The sequence below is a fragment of the Burkholderia sp. Tr-862 genome (assembly GCF_011753085.1).
Taxonomy (GTDB): domain Bacteria; phylum Pseudomonadota; class Gammaproteobacteria; order Burkholderiales; family Burkholderiaceae; genus Burkholderia; species Burkholderia ambifaria.
Genome location: NZ_VWWG01000015.1, coordinates 61,473 through 77,807, shown reverse-complemented (window position 1 = coordinate 77,807; position 16,335 = coordinate 61,473). Strand labels below are relative to the sequence as shown.

Below are 16,335 nucleotides of genomic sequence, written 5' to 3'. Positions count from 1 at the left end.
GTTCGAGACCAGGACGTTGATAGGTCAGGTGTGTAAGCGCAGTAATGCGTTCAGCTAACTGATACTAATTGCCCGTAAGGCTTGATCCTATAACAAGTCTGTTTCGCGCTAACAGAGCGCGTCGGACCGGTTGGATTCTCGTGTGTGATACACACAACTCAAAATTACTGCTTCTTCCCGGATTGGTCGCGTTGCGAAGCAGCGCGACAACCCTCTTTGCCTGATGACCATAGCGAGTCGGTCCCACCCCTTCCCATCCCGAACAGGACCGTGAAACGACTCTACGCCGATGATAGTGCGGATTCCCGTGTGAAAGTAGGTAATCGTCAGGCTCCCTAAGCCAGAAACCCCCGCCCGAAAGGCGGGGGTTTTTGCATTTGCGGCGGCGGAAAGGGCGATCGCAGCGAGGGGGGGGGCGCGCTGGCGCCGGCGGGCAGGTGAGCTGGCCGGGCAGGATCCTCACGTACGCCGCATCCGTGTCGCCGCCATCTCTGCGGCCACGACAGTAAGCTTGCATCGCTCGCAGAGCGGGAATCGTGTCGACGCCGAATCGTTTGATCTGACGACGTCAGGCCGACGCATCCGGTTCTTATCACGATCGACAGCATCGAACCCGCGCAGCGAGATCTATCGCAGCCGGAGGCTCTTGTTACCGCTGGCATCGAGCTCGATGCAGGCTTATCCTTCGACGCGACGACCCTCGGGAACGCCGCCGATCGCGCCTTATGCAAGGCGAAGCGGGCGTCATTCGTCTGGCTGTCATTGACGGTCGCTTCACGCTCCGAATGATCTCGCTTCCTAGCCTTTCTCCCGTTTTTACCGCCTCGAGCGTATTGCGCGACTCACCGGGGCGCCACGCCTTGATGGTCCATCATCGCGGCCTATCGGTATGCATCTTTCGTCTATCTCCGCTCAATATCGGCAATTGTGTTCGGAGTGTCGGTGTCCGACTGATGCGGTTGCTGGCAGATCTGGGGCGCTCTCGCCGGCAGAACGAGCCCGCAAGAGCGTGCCTGTTGGCGTCTGACCGACGAGCGAAACTGTCGTCAGGCGTTCAGCCGACGCCGGGACAGCACGGAGACAAAAACTAGCCTGCCGGTCCGATTTCGTCAGAAGTCCGCGCTGTTGCTTTTGACGAGAAGGGGCTGCCGGTTTCGACGGACATGAATTTCTTCGACGAGCGAATAGGCGGTGCCGCCGAAAGAGTCGCTATCCGAGCTCAATTGAAAAGGCGTGCATCGTATCGACACATCGGTTGCGCGTGCGCAGCGCCGCTTCGCTGCGATAGGCCGACCAGGCACTCATGTTGGTCGGCTGGCACGAGGGGCGACGCAATGCGCGCTTGCACTGCTGCACGTTCGTCGCGACGCCGACGCGCAGCCGGTGTGGCAGCCAGGCACGCGTGCGCAGATTGTCGCGTACCAGCAGCTGCGAGACATCAAAGCCGGCCGAGCTGTCGGTGTTGCCCTGGGAGGCGTCATCGTCGCTGCCAGCCGCGATACGGTAGGTCGACGCGTCGTTCTGTAGCCATGCGCACGTGACCGCATCCGGAGCCATGGCGCTCGCGGGCGCCATCCCGTTCTCGGCCGTGATCGCATACCCGGCGTCGATGGCCGGGCTTAACGTGTCACCCTCCGCGAGGGCCGCCGCGTTTTCCGCGCGCCCTGAGGCGCGGCTCTCTGAAAGCGACTGCTACCCGATTGCCGCGATCCTCTCAGCGCGGCACCACGCATTTGGGGTGTCGCCCGCATGGGCCGCAGAAGCTGCGAAGATCGGCGCGAGGGCAACAAGGAAGACCAGATTTCGCATACGGCGCGAGAGGGGAGGTTGGCTTGATCGCGCGGCGCGGAATGGTGCCACGCCGGCTCTCTGTCTGCGGTGATGAGCGGGCGCCGGGCGGAGGGGCCCTATCCAGAGGTTAGATATGCCGCGGCGGCGCCGAGGAGCCTTTTACTCCGAACCGGAATCCGGCTTCAGCGTTGGTGTGCCGACAGCCACTACAGAGGCGTCGGCCGTCCCATGCCTGGCGCTACGTCGGCGTGTTCCTGATGACCAACTTCATCCGCTCCGAGCCCTCTGCGGATGCCCCCTGATCCGCCCGGCATGAAAATTGCGAATTTTTTTCATCTACCCGCTTGGCATTATGAGCGGGAGGCCGTATGATGGCGGTCTTTCGTTTTCAGCGAAGATGCAAATCGACGCTGAAGGCGGAGTCTGACGATGATGTGGGCGCCGTGTGGCGGTCCTCTCGTGCTTGCCTCAGCCAGGCGAGCGTGGATGTGGGTGAGTCGCGCAGGCGTGCTGGAAGAGAATGAAAATAATCTTCCGGATGTGCTTGACAGGAGTGCGATGCACCCCCATAATCGTCAGTTCTCTACGGAGGGGTGCCCGAGTGGCTAAAGGGGGCAGACTGTAAATCTGTTGGCTTACGCCTACGTTGGTTCGAATCCAACCTCCTCCACCAGAACATCAGCTTGAAGAGCGGCAGGGAATCGTTAGTAGCCCGTGCGGGTGTAGCTCAATGGTAGAGCAGAAGCCTTCCAAGCTTACGACGAGGGTTCGATTCCCTTCACCCGCTCCAGTTCGTGAAGTTGAAGCGTAAAAGCGCCCATGTGGCTCAGTGGTAGAGCACTCCCTTGGTAAGGGAGAGGTCGGCAGTTCGATCCTGCCCATGGGCACCAGCAGTACAAGTCGGTGTCTGTTTGCGCGCGGCGCAACCTGTGAAATTCCTTTTGGGAGTCGAAAATGGCCAAGGGTAAATTCGAGCGGACGAAGCCGCACGTGAACGTTGGTACGATTGGTCACGTTGACCACGGCAAGACGACGCTGACGGCAGCGATCACGACGGTTCTGACGAAGAAGTTTGGTGGCGAAGCGAAGGCGTACGACCAGATCGACGCGGCACCGGAAGAAAAGGCGCGCGGCATCACGATCAACACGGCACACGTCGAGTACGAAACGGCTAACCGCCACTACGCACACGTCGACTGCCCGGGCCACGCTGACTATGTGAAGAACATGATCACGGGCGCAGCGCAGATGGACGGCGCGATCCTGGTTTGCTCGGCAGCAGACGGCCCGATGCCGCAAACGCGTGAGCACATCCTGCTGGCGCGTCAGGTTGGCGTTCCGTACATCATCGTGTTCCTGAACAAGTGCGACATGGTGGACGACGCTGAACTGCTCGAGCTGGTCGAGATGGAAGTTCGCGAACTCCTGTCGAAGTACGACTTCCCGGGCGACGACACGCCGATCGTGAAGGGTTCGGCAAAGCTGGCGCTGGAAGGCGACACGGGCGAGCTGGGCGAAGTGGCGATCATGAGCCTGGCAGACGCACTGGACACGTACATCCCGACGCCGGAGCGTGCAGTTGACGGCGCGTTCCTGATGCCGGTGGAAGACGTGTTCTCGATCTCGGGCCGCGGTACGGTTGTGACGGGTCGTGTCGAGCGCGGTATCGTGAAGGTCGGCGAAGAAATCGAAATCGTCGGTATCAAGCCGACGGTGAAGACGACCTGCACGGGCGTTGAAATGTTCCGCAAGCTGCTGGACCAAGGTCAGGCAGGCGACAACGTCGGTATCCTGCTGCGCGGCACGAAGCGTGAAGACGTGGAGCGTGGCCAGGTTCTGGCGAAGCCGGGTTCGATCACGCCGCACACGCACTTCACGGCTGAAGTGTACGTGCTGAGCAAGGACGAAGGCGGCCGCCACACGCCGTTCTTCAACAACTACCGTCCGCAGTTCTACTTCCGTACGACGGACGTGACGGGCTCGATCGAGCTGCCGAAGGACAAGGAAATGGTGATGCCGGGCGACAACGTGTCGATCACGGTGAAGCTGATCGCTCCGATCGCGATGGAAGAAGGTCTGCGCTTCGCAATCCGCGAAGGTGGCCGTACCGTCGGCGCCGGCGTCGTCGCCAAGATCATCGAGTAAGCCAGTTATTCGTTGATCGACAGTTTTGGGGCTGGCAACAGCCGGCCCCAGCATGGTTTAGGGGTATAGCTCAACTGGCAGAGCGTCGGTCTCCAAAACCGAAGGTTGGGGGTTCGATTCCCTCTGCCCCTGCCAAAAATCGCCACGTGGTCCCACGTGGCATTTGTTTTAAGGTGTTATGGCGAATCCATCCGTCGAAACTGTAAATACCTCCGGCGATAAGCTGATGCTGGCCCTGGGCGTATTGTTGGTCTTGGCCGGATTCGTGGGCTTCTTCTGGCTGGCCAACCAGCAGTGGTATGTCCGCGGTGCCGCATTGGCGGTAGGTATCATCGCCGGTGTGGCCGTCGGCCTGATGTCCGCACCTGGCAAGGGCCTTATCGCGTTTGCCAAGGATTCGTACAAGGAAGTCCGCAAGGTCGTTTGGCCCACCCGCAAGGAAGCCACGCAAACCACGCTCGTCGTGTTCGGTTTCGTGCTCGTGATGGCGATTTTTCTCTGGTTGAGCGACAAATCGATCGAGTGGGTGATTTTCTCGGCGATTCTGGGATGGAAATGATATGAGCGATACTCCGGCATCCCCGAGCGGAAAGCGTTGGTACGTCGTGCACGCCTACTCCGGTATGGAGAAGAGCGTGCAACGCGCGCTTCAAGAGCGCATCGAACGTGCTGGCATGCAGGACAAATTCGGCCAGATCCTGGTTCCGACCGAAGAAGTGGTCGAAGTCAAAGGCGGCCACAAGGCTGTGACCGAGCGTCGTTTCTTCCCCGGCTACGTGCTGGTGGAAATGGAAATGACGGACGAAACGTGGCACCTCGTGAAGAATACGGCGAAGGTCACCGGTTTCGTCGGCGGTGCGCGTAACCGCCCGACCCCGATTTCCCCGAAGGAAGTCGAAAAGATCATGTCGCAGATGCAGGAAGGCGTCGAGAAGCCGCGCCCGAAGACCCTGTTCGAAGTTGGCGAGATGGTGCGTGTCAAGGAAGGCCCGTTCACGGACTTCAACGGCACGGTCGAAGAAGTCAACTACGAAAAATCGCGCGTGCGTGTGTCGGTCACCATCTTTGGTCGCTCCACCCCGGTCGAACTCGAGTTCGGTCAGGTCGAAAAAGTTTGATCCCGATTCGGTGGGCAGCCTCGGCTGCCCACCTTCGCGCTTACGGCCCGCGTTATGGCCGTTGAGGAGCGTCAGTAGCCAGCGGCGAACGCGCGTTATCACTCACCGAACGCCGCCTGGCGTTCCAACGAGGTTTACAAATGGCAAAGAAGATTGTCGGCTTTATCAAGCTGCAGATTCCTGCAGGTAAAGCCAACCCGTCGCCGCCGGTCGGTCCGGCACTGGGCCAGCGCGGCCTGAACATCATGGAGTTCTGCAAGGCGTTCAACGCGCAGACTCAAGGTATGGAGCCGGGTCTGCCGGTGCCGGTGGTCATCACGGCATTCGCTGACAAGAGCTTCACGTTCGTGATGAAGACGCCGCCGGCGACCGTCCTGATCAAGAAGGCGGCGAAGGTGGACAAGGGCTCGAGCAAGCCGCACACCGACAAGGTCGGTTCGATCACGCGCGCTCAAGCCGAAGAAATCGCGAAGACCAAGATGCCGGACCTTACGGCAGCTGATCTGGACGCAGCCGTTCGCACCATCGCTGGTAGCGCACGCTCGATGGGCATCACTGTGGAGGGCGTGTAAATGGCTAAGATCTCCAAGCGCCGTCAGGCATTTGCCGCCAAGGTCGACCGTCAGAAGCTGTACGCGATCGAAGACGCACTGGCACTCGTGAAGGAATGCGCGAGCGCGAAGTTCGACGAATCGATCGACGTCGCAGTCCAGCTCGGCATCGATGCGAAGAAGTCGGACCAGGTCGTTCGTGGTTCGGTCGTTCTGCCGGCAGGTACGGGCAAGTCGGTTCGCGTTGCCGTGTTCGCGCAAGGCGAGAAGGCCGAGCAGGCTCGTGCAGCAGGCGCGGAAATCGTCGGTATGGAAGACCTGGCTGAGCAGATCAAGGCTGGCCAGATGGACTTCGACATCGTGATCGCTTCGCCGGACACGATGCGTATCGTCGGTACGCTCGGTCAGATCCTCGGCCCGCGCGGCCTGATGCCGAACCCGAAGGTCGGCACGGTCACGCCGGACGTCGCGACGGCAGTCAAGAACGCGAAGGCTGGTCAGGTGCAATTCCGTGTCGACAAGGCCGGTATCATCCACGCGACCATCGGCCGTGCATCGTTCGAAGCAGCTGCACTGCGCTCGAACCTGTCGGCACTGATCGAAGCGCTGCAGAAGGCGAAGCCGGCAACGAGCAAGGGTGTCTACCTGCGCAAGGTCGCACTGTCGAGCACGATGGGCGTCGGCCTGCGTGTCGACCAGGCAACGCTGGCAGCACAGTAAGCAAGTATTCGGGCCGCTTCGTTCGCGAAGCGGCCTACATGGGCTTTGGGCGGTTGTTCGTGCAGTAGGGCGGGCAACCGGTTATCAAAGACCGTTGGTGGGGCGCAGCAGGCAGGCGATCCCTTAATTCAAGCCAACGCAGATGGCGAACCCGAAAAAGTTTTGCAGTGGTGAAGCCACAGGTCGTGAAGCGATTCACGGCGTGAGGTGGAAATACTCCTAACGAGGTCGGACGCCGTTGTTGAACGAGGTGCGTGAGGTTTCGGCCATGCCGGCCGCGCCGAACGTATCGTTTCTGGAGGCTAACCGTGCCGCTTAATAGAGAAGACAAGCAAGCCGTCGTCGCTGAGGTTGCCGCGCAAGTCGCGAAGGCCCAGACCGTTGTGCTGGCTGAGTATCGTGGAATTGCGGTTGGCGATCTGACCAAGCTGCGCGCGCAAGCGCGTGAGAAGCAGGTGTACCTGCGCGTGTTGAAGAACACGCTGGCGCGTCGCGCTGTTGAAGGTACGCCGTTTGCTCCGCTGGCAGAGCAGATGACTGGTCCGTTGATCTACGGCATCTCTGAAGATGCAATTGCCGCTGCTAAGGTCGTCAACGACTTCAGCAAGGGCAATGACAAGTTGGTCATCAAGGCTGGTTCGTTCGATGGCAAGGTGATGGACAAGGCTGGCGTGCAAGCGCTGGCAAGCATCCCGAGCCGTGAAGAACTGCTCTCGAAGCTGCTGTTCGTTATGCAATCGCCTGTTTCGGGCTTCGCGCGTGCTCTTGCCGCGCTGGCCGAGAAGAAGCAAGCGGAAGCTGCGTAAGCGAACATGCATCAGCGTCACTGATCGCTGGCTGTATCCGAATTCAATTTAGGAGTATTTCAAATGGCAATCGCAAAAGAAGACATCCTGGCAGCAGTCGAAGGGATGACCGTTCTGGAACTGAACGAACTGGTCAAGGCATTCGAAGAGAAGTTTGGCGTGTCGGCAGCTGCAGTGGCAGTCGCTGGCCCGGCAGGCGGCGGCGCTGCTGCTGCTGCAGAAGAGAAGACCGAATTCACGGTCGTCCTGACTGAAGCAGGCAGCAACAAGGTTGCAGTCATCAAGGCAGTTCGCGAACTGACGGGCCTGGGCCTGAAGGAAGCGAAGGACGTCGTTGACGGCGCACCGAAGGCTGTCAAGGAAGGCGTCGACAAGGCTGCTGCTGACGAAGCCAAGAAGAAGCTGGAAGACGCGGGCGCGAAGGTCGAAGTCAAGTAAGTTTCGACGCGCTGTGCGAAGGCTGGCGGTATTTTCACCGCCGGCCTTTTTGTGCTTTGTGGGGACGTTATTCTGGCACTCTTTTGGGAGCCCGAATAATCGGCCCCAGAAGCCAAAGAAAACCGCCAAATCGTTGTCAATGGTCACGATTGGCGTTTCTCTTTGTCTTCTGAAGCGACTGCAGAAGGCAAGTTTGGTCGGGTAGCGGGCAACACAGGCATCCGCTGCCGTCAGCCAGCGGTTGGTAGCGGCCAACCACCAAGCTTCTCGGCTCGTTCAAGCCATCGGGCGGCCATCGGGTCTCAGTCGGTGAACACTCGGGTTAGAAACGTCCAGGTATCCCGCCTCGACAGCACCCGCCGTGATTCGGAGATCGTATGCAATATTCCTTCACCGAGAAGAAGCGCATTCGCAAGAGTTTCGCGAAGCGCCCCATCGTTCACCAAGTTCCGTTCTTGCTGGCTACCCAGCTTGAATCATTCAGCACGTTTCTGCAAGCCGATGTGCCGGGCACGCAACGCAAGCCTGAAGGTTTGCAGGCCGCCTTCACATCGGTATTTCCCATTGTTTCGCACAACGGTTTCGCGCGCCTCGAGTTCGTGAGCTATGCGCTGTCCTCGCCGGCATTCAACATCAAGGAATGCCAGCAGCGGGGCCTGACGTACTGCTCCGCGCTGCGCGCGAAGGTCCGCCTCGTCATCCTCGACAAGGAATCGCCGAACAAGCCGGTCGTCAAGGAAGTGAAGGAGCAGGAAGTGTACATGGGCGAAATTCCGCTCATGACGCCGACGGGCTCGTTCGTCATCAACGGCACCGAGCGTGTCATCGTCTCGCAGCTGCACCGTTCGCCGGGCGTGTTCTTCGAACACGACAAGGGCAAGACGCACAGCTCGGGCAAGCTGCTGTTCTCGGCACGGATCATTCCGTACCGCGGCTCGTGGCTCGACTTCGAATTCGATCCGAAGGACATCCTGTACTTCCGCGTCGACCGTCGCCGCAAGATGCCGGTCACGATCCTGCTGAAGGCCATCGGCCTTACGCCGGAACAGATCCTCGCGAACTTCTTCGTGTTCGACAACTTCACGCTGATGGACGAAGGCGCGCAACTCGAGTTCGTGCCCGAGCGCCTGCGTGGTGAAGTCGCGCGCTTCGACATCACGGATCGCGACGGCAAGGTCATCGTCCAGAAGGACAAGCGGATCAACGCGAAGCACATTCGCGACCTCGAAGCCGCGAAGACCAAGTTCATCTCGGTGCCGGAAGACTATCTGCTCGGCCGCGTGCTGGCGAAGAACGTCGTCGACGGCGACACCGGCGAAGTGATCGCGAGCGCGAACGACGAAGTCACGGAAAGCGTGCTCGAGAAGCTGCGCGAAGCGGGCATCAAGGAAATCCAGACGCTCTACACGAACGATCTGGACCAGGGTCCGTACATCTCGTCGACGCTGCGTGTCGACGAAACGACCGACAAGACGGCCGCGCGCATTGCGATCTACCGCATGATGCGTCCGGGCGAGCCGCCGACCGAAGAAGCGGTCGAGGCGCTGTTCAACCGTCTGTTCTACAGCGAAGAAGCGTACGACCTGTCGAAGGTCGGCCGTATGAAGTTCAACCGCCGCGTCAGCCGTGACGAGATCACCGGCCCGATGACGCTGCAGGACGACGACATCCTCGCGACGATCAAGATCCTCGTCGAGCTGCGCAACGGCAAGGGCGAAGTGGACGACATCGACCACCTCGGCAACCGCCGCGTGCGTTGTGTCGGCGAACTGGCGGAAAACCAGTTCCGCGCGGGTCTCGTGCGTGTCGAGCGCGCGGTCAAGGAACGCCTCGGCCAGGCCGAAAGCGAAAACCTGATGCCGCACGACCTGATCAACTCGAAGCCGATTTCGTCGGCGATTCGCGAGTTCTTCGGTTCGTCGCAGCTGTCGCAGTTCATGGACCAGACCAACCCGCTGTCGGAAATCACGCACAAGCGCCGTGTTTCCGCACTGGGCCCGGGCGGTCTGACGCGCGAACGCGCAGGCTTCGAAGTTCGTGACGTGCACCCGACCCACTATGGCCGGGTGTGTCCGATCGAAACGCCGGAAGGTCCGAACATCGGCCTGATCAACTCGCTCGCACTGTACGCGCACCTGAACGAATACGGCTTCCTCGAGACGCCGTACCGCAAGGTCGTGGACAGCAAGGTGACCGACCAGATCGATTACCTGTCGGCGATCGAGGAAGGCCGCTACATGATCGCTCAGGCGAACGCCGCGATCGACGAGAACGGCCAGCTGGTCGACGAACTCGTGTCGTCGCGTGAAGCCGGCGAAACGATGATGGTCACGCCGGACCGTATCCAGTACATGGACGTCGCGCCGTCGCAGATCGTGTCGGTTGCAGCTTCGCTGATCCCGTTCCTCGAGCACGACGATGCGAACCGTGCACTGATGGGTTCGAACATGCAGCGTCAGGCCGTGCCGTGTCTGCGTCCGGAGAAACCGGTCGTCGGTACGGGCATCGAGCGCACCTGCGCGGTCGACTCGGGTACGACGGTTCAGGCGTTCCGCGGCGGCGTCGTCGACTATGTCGACGCAGGCCGTATCGTGATTCGCGTGAACGACGACGAAGCCGTCGCAGGTGAAGTCGGTGTCGACATCTACAACCTGATCAAGTACACGCGTTCGAACCAGAACACGAACATCAACCAGCGTCCGATCGTGAAGATGGGCGACAAGGTCTCGCGCGGTGACGTGCTGGCCGACGGCGCCTCGACGGACCTGGGCGAGCTCGCGCTCGGCCAGAACATGCTGATCGCGTTCATGCCGTGGAACGGCTACAACTTCGAGGATTCGATCCTGATCTCGGAGAAGGTGGTTGCCGACGATCGCTACACGTCGATCCACATCGAAGAGCTGAACGTCGTTGCACGCGACACGAAGCTCGGGCCGGAAGAAATCACGCGCGACATCTCGAACCTGGCGGAAGTCCAGCTCGGCCGTCTCGACGAATCGGGCATCGTGTACATCGGTGCGGAAGTCGAAGCGGGCGACGTGCTGGTCGGCAAGGTCACGCCGAAGGGCGAGACCCAGCTGACGCCGGAAGAGAAGCTGCTGCGCGCGATCTTCGGCGAGAAGGCATCGGACGTGAAGGACACGTCGCTGCGCGTGCCGTCGGGCATGAGCGGTACCGTGATCGACGTCCAGGTGTTCACGCGTGAAGGCATCCAGCGCGACAAGCGTGCGCAACAGATCATCGACGACGAACTGAAGCGCTACCGTCTCGACCTGAACGACCAGCTGCGCATCGTGGAAGGCGACGCGTTCCAGCGTCTCGCGCGCATGCTCGTGGGCAAGGTCGCGAACGGCGGCCCGAAGAAGCTCGCGAAGGGCACGAAGATCGACCAGGCTTACCTGGAAGACCTCGACCACTACCACTGGTTCGACATCCGCCTGGCGGACGACGAAGCAGCGGCGCAGCTCGAAGCGATCAAGAACTCGATCGAAGAAAAGCGTCACCAGTTCGACCTCGCGTTCGAAGAGAAGCGCAAGAAGCTCACGCAAGGCGACGAACTGCCGCCGGGCGTGCTGAAGATGGTCAAGGTGTACCTCGCGGTGAAGCGTCGTCTGCAGCCTGGCGACAAGATGGCAGGCCGTCACGGTAACAAGGGTGTCGTGTCGAAGATCGTCCCGATCGAAGACATGCCGTACATGGCCGATGGCCGTCCGGCTGACGTCGTGCTGAACCCGCTCGGCGTGCCGTCGCGGATGAACGTGGGTCAGGTTCTGGAAGTGCACCTCGGCTGGGCCGCGAAGGGCCTCGGCTGGCGTATCGGCGAAATGCTGCAGCGTCAGGCGAAGATCGAGGAAATGCGTTCGTTCCTCACGAAGATCTACAACGACTCGGGCCGCAAGGAAGATCTGGAAAGCTTCACCGACGACGAGATCCTCGAACTCGCGAAGAACCTGCGCGAAGGCGTGCCGTTCGCGACGCCGGTGTTCGACGGTGCGACCGAGGAAGAAATGGGCAAGATGCTCGACCTCGCGTTCCCGGACGACATCGCCGAGCAGCTCGGCATGAACCCGTCGAAGAACCAGGTCCGTCTGTACGACGGCCGCACGGGTGAAATGTTCGAACGTCGCGTGACGCTTGGCTACATGCACTACCTGAAGCTGCACCACTTGGTCGACGACAAGATGCACGCGCGTTCGACGGGCCCGTACTCGCTCGTGACGCAGCAGCCGCTGGGTGGTAAGGCGCAGTTCGGTGGCCAGCGTTTCGGTGAAATGGAAGTGTGGGCACTCGAAGCGTACGGCGCGTCCTACGTGCTGCAGGAAATGCTGACGGTGAAGTCGGACGACGTGAACGGCCGGACCAAGGTCTATGAGAACCTGGTCAAGGGTGATCACGTCATCGATGCAGGCATGCCGGAATCCTTCAACGTGCTCGTGAAGGAAATCCGCTCGCTCGGTATCGATATCGATCTCGACCGCAATTAATCGGACTACGGAGAGAAGGCAATGAAAGCTCTGCTCGATCTATTCAAGCAAGTCCAACAGGAAGAAGTTTTCGACGCGATCAAGATCGGTCTGGCCTCGCCGGACAAGATCCGTTCGTGGTCGTTCGGCGAAGTGAAGAAGCCGGAGACCATCAACTACCGTACGTTCAAGCCGGAACGCGATGGTCTGTTCTGCGCGAAGATCTTCGGGCCGATCAAGGACTACGAGTGCCTGTGCGGCAAGTACAAGCGTCTGAAGCACCGCGGCGTGATCTGCGAGAAGTGCGGCGTCGAAGTGACGCTGGCGAAGGTGCGTCGCGAACGCATGGGCCACATTGAGCTGGCCTCGCCGGTCGCGCACATCTGGTTCCTGAAGTCGCTGCCGTCGCGTCTGGGCATGGTGCTCGACATGACGCTGCGCGACATCGAACGCGTGCTGTATTTCGAAGCGTACGTGGTGATCGAACCGGGCATGACGCCGCTGAAGGCGCGGCAGATCATGACCGAAGAGGATTACTACAACAAGGTCGAGGAATACGGCGACGAATTCCGTGCCGAGATGGGCGCGGAAGGCGTGCGTGAACTGCTGCGCGCGATCAACATCGACGAGCAGGTCGAGACGCTGCGCACCGAGCTGAAGAACACCGGCTCGGAAGCGAAGATCAAGAAGTACGCGAAGCGCCTGAAGGTCCTCGAGGCATTCCAGCGCTCGGGCATCAAGCCCGAGTGGATGATCCTCGAAGTGCTGCCGGTGCTGCCGCCGGAACTGCGTCCGCTCGTGCCGCTGGACGGTGGCCGTTTCGCGACGTCGGACCTGAACGACCTGTATCGCCGCGTGATCAACCGTAACAACCGGTTGAAGCGTCTGCTCGAGCTGAAGGCGCCTGAAATCATCGTCCGCAACGAAAAGCGGATGCTGCAGGAAGCCGTCGACTCGCTGCTCGACAACGGTCGTCGCGGCAAGGCGATGACGGGCGCGAACAAGCGTCCGCTGAAGTCGCTCGCCGACATGATCAAGGGTAAGGGCGGTCGTTTCCGTCAGAACCTGCTGGGCAAGCGCGTCGACTACTCGGGCCGTTCGGTCATCGTGGTCGGCCCGACGCTGAAGCTGCACCAGTGCGGTCTGCCGAAGCTGATGGCGCTCGAACTGTTCAAGCCGTTCATCTTCAACAAGCTGGAAGTGATGGGCGTCGCGACGACCATCAAGGCTGCGAAGAAGGAAGTCGAGAACCAGACGCCGGTGGTGTGGGACATCCTCGAAGAGGTGATCCGCGAGCACCCGGTGATGCTGAACCGTGCGCCGACGCTGCACCGTCTCGGTATCCAGGCGTTCGAACCCGTGCTGATCGAAGGCAAGGCGATCCAGCTGCACCCGCTCGTCTGCGCGGCGTTCAACGCCGACTTCGACGGTGACCAGATGGCCGTTCACGTGCCGCTGTCGCTCGAAGCGCAGATGGAAGCGCGTACGCTGATGCTGGCGTCGAACAACGTGCTGTTCCCGGCCAACGGCGATCCGTCGATCGTGCCGTCGCAGGATATCGTGCTGGGTCTGTACTACGCGACCCGCGAAGCGATCAACGCCAAGGGCGAAGGCCTGTCGTTCACCGGCGTGTCGGAAGTGATCCGCGCGTACGAGAACAAGGAAGTCGAGCTGGCGTCGCGCGTCAACGTGCGGATCACCGAAATGGTTCGCAACGAGGACACGTCGGAAGGCGCGCCGCAATTCGTGCCGAAGATCTCGCTGTACGCGACGACCGTCGGTCGCGCGATCCTGTCGGAGATCCTGCCGCACGGCCTGCCGTTCTCGGTGCTGAACAAGCCGCTGAAGAAGAAGGAAATCTCGCGCCTGATCAACACCGCATTCCGCAAGTGCGGTCTGCGTGCGACGGTCGTGTTCGCCGACCAGCTGATGCAGTCGGGTTTCCGTCTCGCGACGCGTGCCGGCATTTCGATCTGCGTGGACGACATGCTCGTGCCGCCGCAGAAGGAAACGATCGTCGGCGACGCCGCGAAGAAGGTGAAGGAGTACGACCGCCAGTACATGTCGGGTCTCGTCACCGCGCAGGAACGCTACAACAACGTGGTCGACATCTGGTCGGCAACGTCGGAAGCGGTCGGCAAGGCGATGATGGAGCAGCTGTCGACGGAGCCGGTGACGGACCGCGACGGCAACGAGACGCGCCAGGAGTCGTTCAACTCGATCTACATGATGGCCGACTCGGGCGCCCGGGGTTCGGCGGTGCAGATTCGTCAGCTGGCCGGTATGCGAGGCCTGATGGCGAAGCCGGACGGCTCGATTATCGAGACGCCGATTACCGCGAACTTCCGCGAAGGCCTGAACGTGTTGCAGTACTTCATCTCGACCCACGGTGCACGTAAGGGTCTGGCTGATACGGCACTGAAGACCGCGAACTCGGGTTACCTGACGCGTCGTCTCGTCGACGTCACGCAGGATCTGGTGGTGGTCGAGGACGATTGCGGCACGTCGAACGGCGTGGCGATGAAGGCGCTGGTCGAAGGCGGTGAAGTCGTCGAAGCGCTGCGCGACCGTATCCTCGGCCGCGTCGCGGTCGCGGACGTCGTGAACCCGGAAACGCAGGAAACGCTGTACGAATCGGGCACGCTGCTCGACGAAACGGCGGTCGAGGAAATCGAACGCCTCGGCATCGACGAAGTGCGCGTGCGCACGCCGCTGACCTGCGAAACGCGTTACGGTCTGTGCGCGGCCTGCTACGGCCGTGACCTGGGCCGCGGCTCGCTCGTGAACGTCGGCGAAGCAGTCGGCGTGATCGCGGCACAGTCGATCGGTGAACCGGGCACGCAGCTGACGATGCGTACGTTCCACATCGGTGGTGCGGCATCGCGTGCGGCAGTGGCGTCGTCGGTCGAAGCGAAGAGCAACGGTATCGTGCGCTTCACGGCCACGATGCGTTACGTCACCAACGCGAAGGGCGAGCAGATCGTCATTTCGCGTTCGGGCGAGGCGCTGATCACCGACGATATCGGCCGCGAGCGCGAACGTCACAAAATCCCGTACGGCGCGACGCTGTTGCAGCTCGACGGCGCGGCGATCAAGGCCGGCACGCAGCTGGCGACGTGGGATCCGATGACGCGTCCGATCATCACCGAGTACGGTGGTACGGTGAAGTTCGAGAACGTCGAGGAAGGCGTGACCGTCGCGAAGCAGATCGACGACGTGACCGGCCTGTCGACGCTGGTCGTGATCGACGTGAAGCGTCGTGGTTCGCAAGCTTCGAAGAGCGTGCGTCCGCAGGTGAAACTGCTCGACGCGAACGGCGAGGAAGTGAAGATCCCGGGCACGGAACACGCAGTGCAGATCGGCTTCCAGGTCGGCGCACTGATCACCGTGAAGGACGGCCAGCAAGTGCAGGTGGGTGAAGTGCTTGCACGTATCCCGACCGAAGCGCAGAAGACGCGTGACATTACCGGCGGTCTGCCGCGGGTGGCGGAACTGTTCGAAGCGCGTTCGCCGAAGGATGCCGGCATTCTCGCGGAAGTCACCGGTACGACGTCGTTCGGCAAGGACACGAAGGGCAAGCAGCGTCTCGTCATCACGGACCTCGAAGGCAATCAGCACGAGTTCCTGATCGCGAAGGAAAAGCAGGTGCTGGTCCACGATGCTCAGGTCGTCAACAAGGGCGAAATGATCGTGGACGGCCCGGCCGATCCGCACGACATCCTGCGTCTGCAGGGTATCGAGGCGCTGTCGCGCTACATCGTCGACGAAGTGCAGGACGTGTACCGTCTGCAGGGCGTGAAGATCAACGACAAGCACATCGAGGTGATCGTTCGCCAGATGCTGCGTCGTGTGCAGATCACCGACAACGGTGATACGCGCTTCATCCCGGGCGAACAGGTCGAGCGTTCCGACATGCTGGACGAGAACGATCGCATGATCGCCGAGGACAAGCGCCCGGCTTCGTACGACAACGTGCTCCTCGGTATCACGAAGGCGTCGCTGTCGACCGACTCGTTCATCTCGGCGGCATCGTTCCAGGAAACGACCCGCGTGCTGACCGAAGCGGCGATCATGGGCAAGCGCGACGATCTGCGCGGTCTGAAGGAAAACGTGATCGTCGGCCGTCTGATTCCGGCCGGTACGGGTCTCGCGTTCCACAAGGCGCGCAAGGCGAAGGAGATGTCCGACCGCGAGCGTTTCGACCAGATCGCTGCGGAAGAGGCATTCGACTTCGGTACGCCGAGCGCGCCGGCGGAAGAGCCGCAACACCCGGCAGCCGAGTAAGCACGGGCGGCGCGAGCCG

At 61.1% G+C, this 16,335-nt stretch carries 10 protein-coding genes, 4 tRNA genes and 2 rRNA genes; 15 read left to right on the top strand and 1 reads right to left on the bottom strand.

What is annotated here, in order from left to right; all coding sequences use genetic code 11:
- Together F3J14_RS07740 and rrf are read left to right on the top strand one after the other, a co-directional pair.
- Nucleotides 1-89, top strand: a 23S ribosomal RNA gene (locus F3J14_RS07740); the annotation flags it as partial.
- Nucleotides 90-219: 130 nt separating this feature from the next.
- A 5S ribosomal RNA gene (rrf, locus tag F3J14_RS07735) occupies nucleotides 220-332 on the top strand.
- 877 nt (nucleotides 333-1,209) lie between these two features.
- Here rrf and F3J14_RS07730 read toward each other — a convergent pair.
- Complete coding sequence (locus F3J14_RS07730) at nucleotides 1,210-1,575, bottom strand: hypothetical protein (RefSeq protein WP_166722471.1); 366 nt, start codon at nucleotides 1,573-1,575, stop codon at nucleotides 1,210-1,212.
- An 803-nt stretch (nucleotides 1,576-2,378) separates the two neighbouring features.
- On the opposite strand from F3J14_RS07730, the gene F3J14_RS07725 reads away from it, so the two are divergent.
- From F3J14_RS07725 to rpoC, 13 genes are all read left to right on the top strand, one after another.
- A tRNA-Tyr gene (locus tag F3J14_RS07725) sits at nucleotides 2,379-2,464 on the top strand.
- Between the two features lie 43 nt (nucleotides 2,465-2,507).
- A tRNA-Gly gene (locus F3J14_RS07720) sits at nucleotides 2,508-2,581 on the top strand.
- 25 nt (nucleotides 2,582-2,606) lie between these two features.
- A tRNA-Thr gene (locus tag F3J14_RS07715) sits at nucleotides 2,607-2,681 on the top strand.
- Between the two features lie 64 nt (nucleotides 2,682-2,745).
- Nucleotides 2,746-3,936, top strand: a complete 1,191-nt coding sequence (tuf, locus tag F3J14_RS07710) for an elongation factor Tu (protein WP_011350666.1) — start codon at nucleotides 2,746-2,748, stop codon at nucleotides 3,934-3,936.
- 59 nt (nucleotides 3,937-3,995) lie between these two features.
- Nucleotides 3,996-4,071, top strand: a tRNA-Trp gene (locus F3J14_RS07705).
- Between the two features lie 43 nt (nucleotides 4,072-4,114).
- A complete protein-coding gene (secE, locus tag F3J14_RS07700; protein ID WP_006753590.1) occupies nucleotides 4,115-4,495 on the top strand; it encodes a preprotein translocase subunit SecE in 381 nt (126 codons plus the stop codon).
- A 1-nt stretch (nucleotide 4,496) separates the two neighbouring features.
- Nucleotides 4,497-5,054, top strand: a complete 558-nt coding sequence (gene nusG, locus F3J14_RS07695) for a transcription termination/antitermination protein NusG (protein WP_006400672.1) — start codon at nucleotides 4,497-4,499, stop codon at nucleotides 5,052-5,054.
- 140 nt (nucleotides 5,055-5,194) lie between these two features.
- Nucleotides 5,195-5,626, top strand: coding sequence for a 50S ribosomal protein L11 (rplK, locus tag F3J14_RS07690; protein ID WP_006753591.1), 432 nt, complete (start codon nucleotides 5,195-5,197; stop codon nucleotides 5,624-5,626).
- The gene (gene rplA / locus F3J14_RS07685; RefSeq protein WP_006759673.1) at nucleotides 5,627-6,325 is read left to right on the top strand and encodes a 50S ribosomal protein L1; all 699 of its coding nucleotides are present in this window, start codon (nucleotides 5,627-5,629) and stop codon (nucleotides 6,323-6,325) included.
- Nucleotides 6,326-6,633: 308 nt separating this feature from the next.
- Complete coding sequence (gene rplJ, locus F3J14_RS07680) at nucleotides 6,634-7,131, top strand: 50S ribosomal protein L10 (RefSeq protein ID WP_006753593.1); 498 nt, start codon at nucleotides 6,634-6,636, stop codon at nucleotides 7,129-7,131.
- 63 nt (nucleotides 7,132-7,194) lie between these two features.
- On the top strand, nucleotides 7,195-7,569 hold the full coding sequence (gene rplL, locus F3J14_RS07675) for a 50S ribosomal protein L7/L12 (RefSeq protein ID WP_006759674.1): 375 nt from the start codon (nucleotides 7,195-7,197) through the stop codon (nucleotides 7,567-7,569).
- A 377-nt stretch (nucleotides 7,570-7,946) separates the two neighbouring features.
- Nucleotides 7,947-12,053 (top strand): DNA-directed RNA polymerase subunit beta, encoded by a 4,107-nt coding sequence (gene rpoB / locus F3J14_RS07670; RefSeq protein WP_105834654.1) that lies wholly within the window; start codon nucleotides 7,947-7,949, stop codon nucleotides 12,051-12,053.
- 21 nt (nucleotides 12,054-12,074) lie between these two features.
- Complete coding sequence (gene rpoC, locus F3J14_RS07665) at nucleotides 12,075-16,316, top strand: DNA-directed RNA polymerase subunit beta' (RefSeq protein WP_105834653.1); 4,242 nt, start codon at nucleotides 12,075-12,077, stop codon at nucleotides 16,314-16,316.
- The last annotated feature ends 19 nt before the right edge of the window (nucleotides 16,317-16,335 follow it).

Coding starts and splice junctions, on each gene's coding strand:
- tuf (WP_011350666.1), top strand. CDS start 2,746: ATGGCCAAGGGTAAATTCGAGCGGACGAAGCCGCACGTGAACGTTGGT.
- rplL (WP_006759674.1), top strand. CDS start 7,195: ATGGCAATCGCAAAAGAAGACATCCTGGCAGCAGTCGAAGGGATGACC.
- rpoB (WP_105834654.1), top strand. CDS start 7,947: ATGCAATATTCCTTCACCGAGAAGAAGCGCATTCGCAAGAGTTTCGCG.
- rplA (WP_006759673.1), top strand. CDS start 5,627: ATGGCTAAGATCTCCAAGCGCCGTCAGGCATTTGCCGCCAAGGTCGAC.
- secE (WP_006753590.1), top strand. CDS start 4,115: ATGGCGAATCCATCCGTCGAAACTGTAAATACCTCCGGCGATAAGCTG.
- rplK (WP_006753591.1), top strand. CDS start 5,195: ATGGCAAAGAAGATTGTCGGCTTTATCAAGCTGCAGATTCCTGCAGGT.
- rpoC (WP_105834653.1), top strand. CDS start 12,075: ATGAAAGCTCTGCTCGATCTATTCAAGCAAGTCCAACAGGAAGAAGTT.
- F3J14_RS07730 (WP_166722471.1), bottom strand. CDS start 1,575: ATGGCGCCCGCGAGCGCCATGGCTCCGGATGCGGTCACGTGCGCATGG.
- nusG (WP_006400672.1), top strand. CDS start 4,497: ATGAGCGATACTCCGGCATCCCCGAGCGGAAAGCGTTGGTACGTCGTG.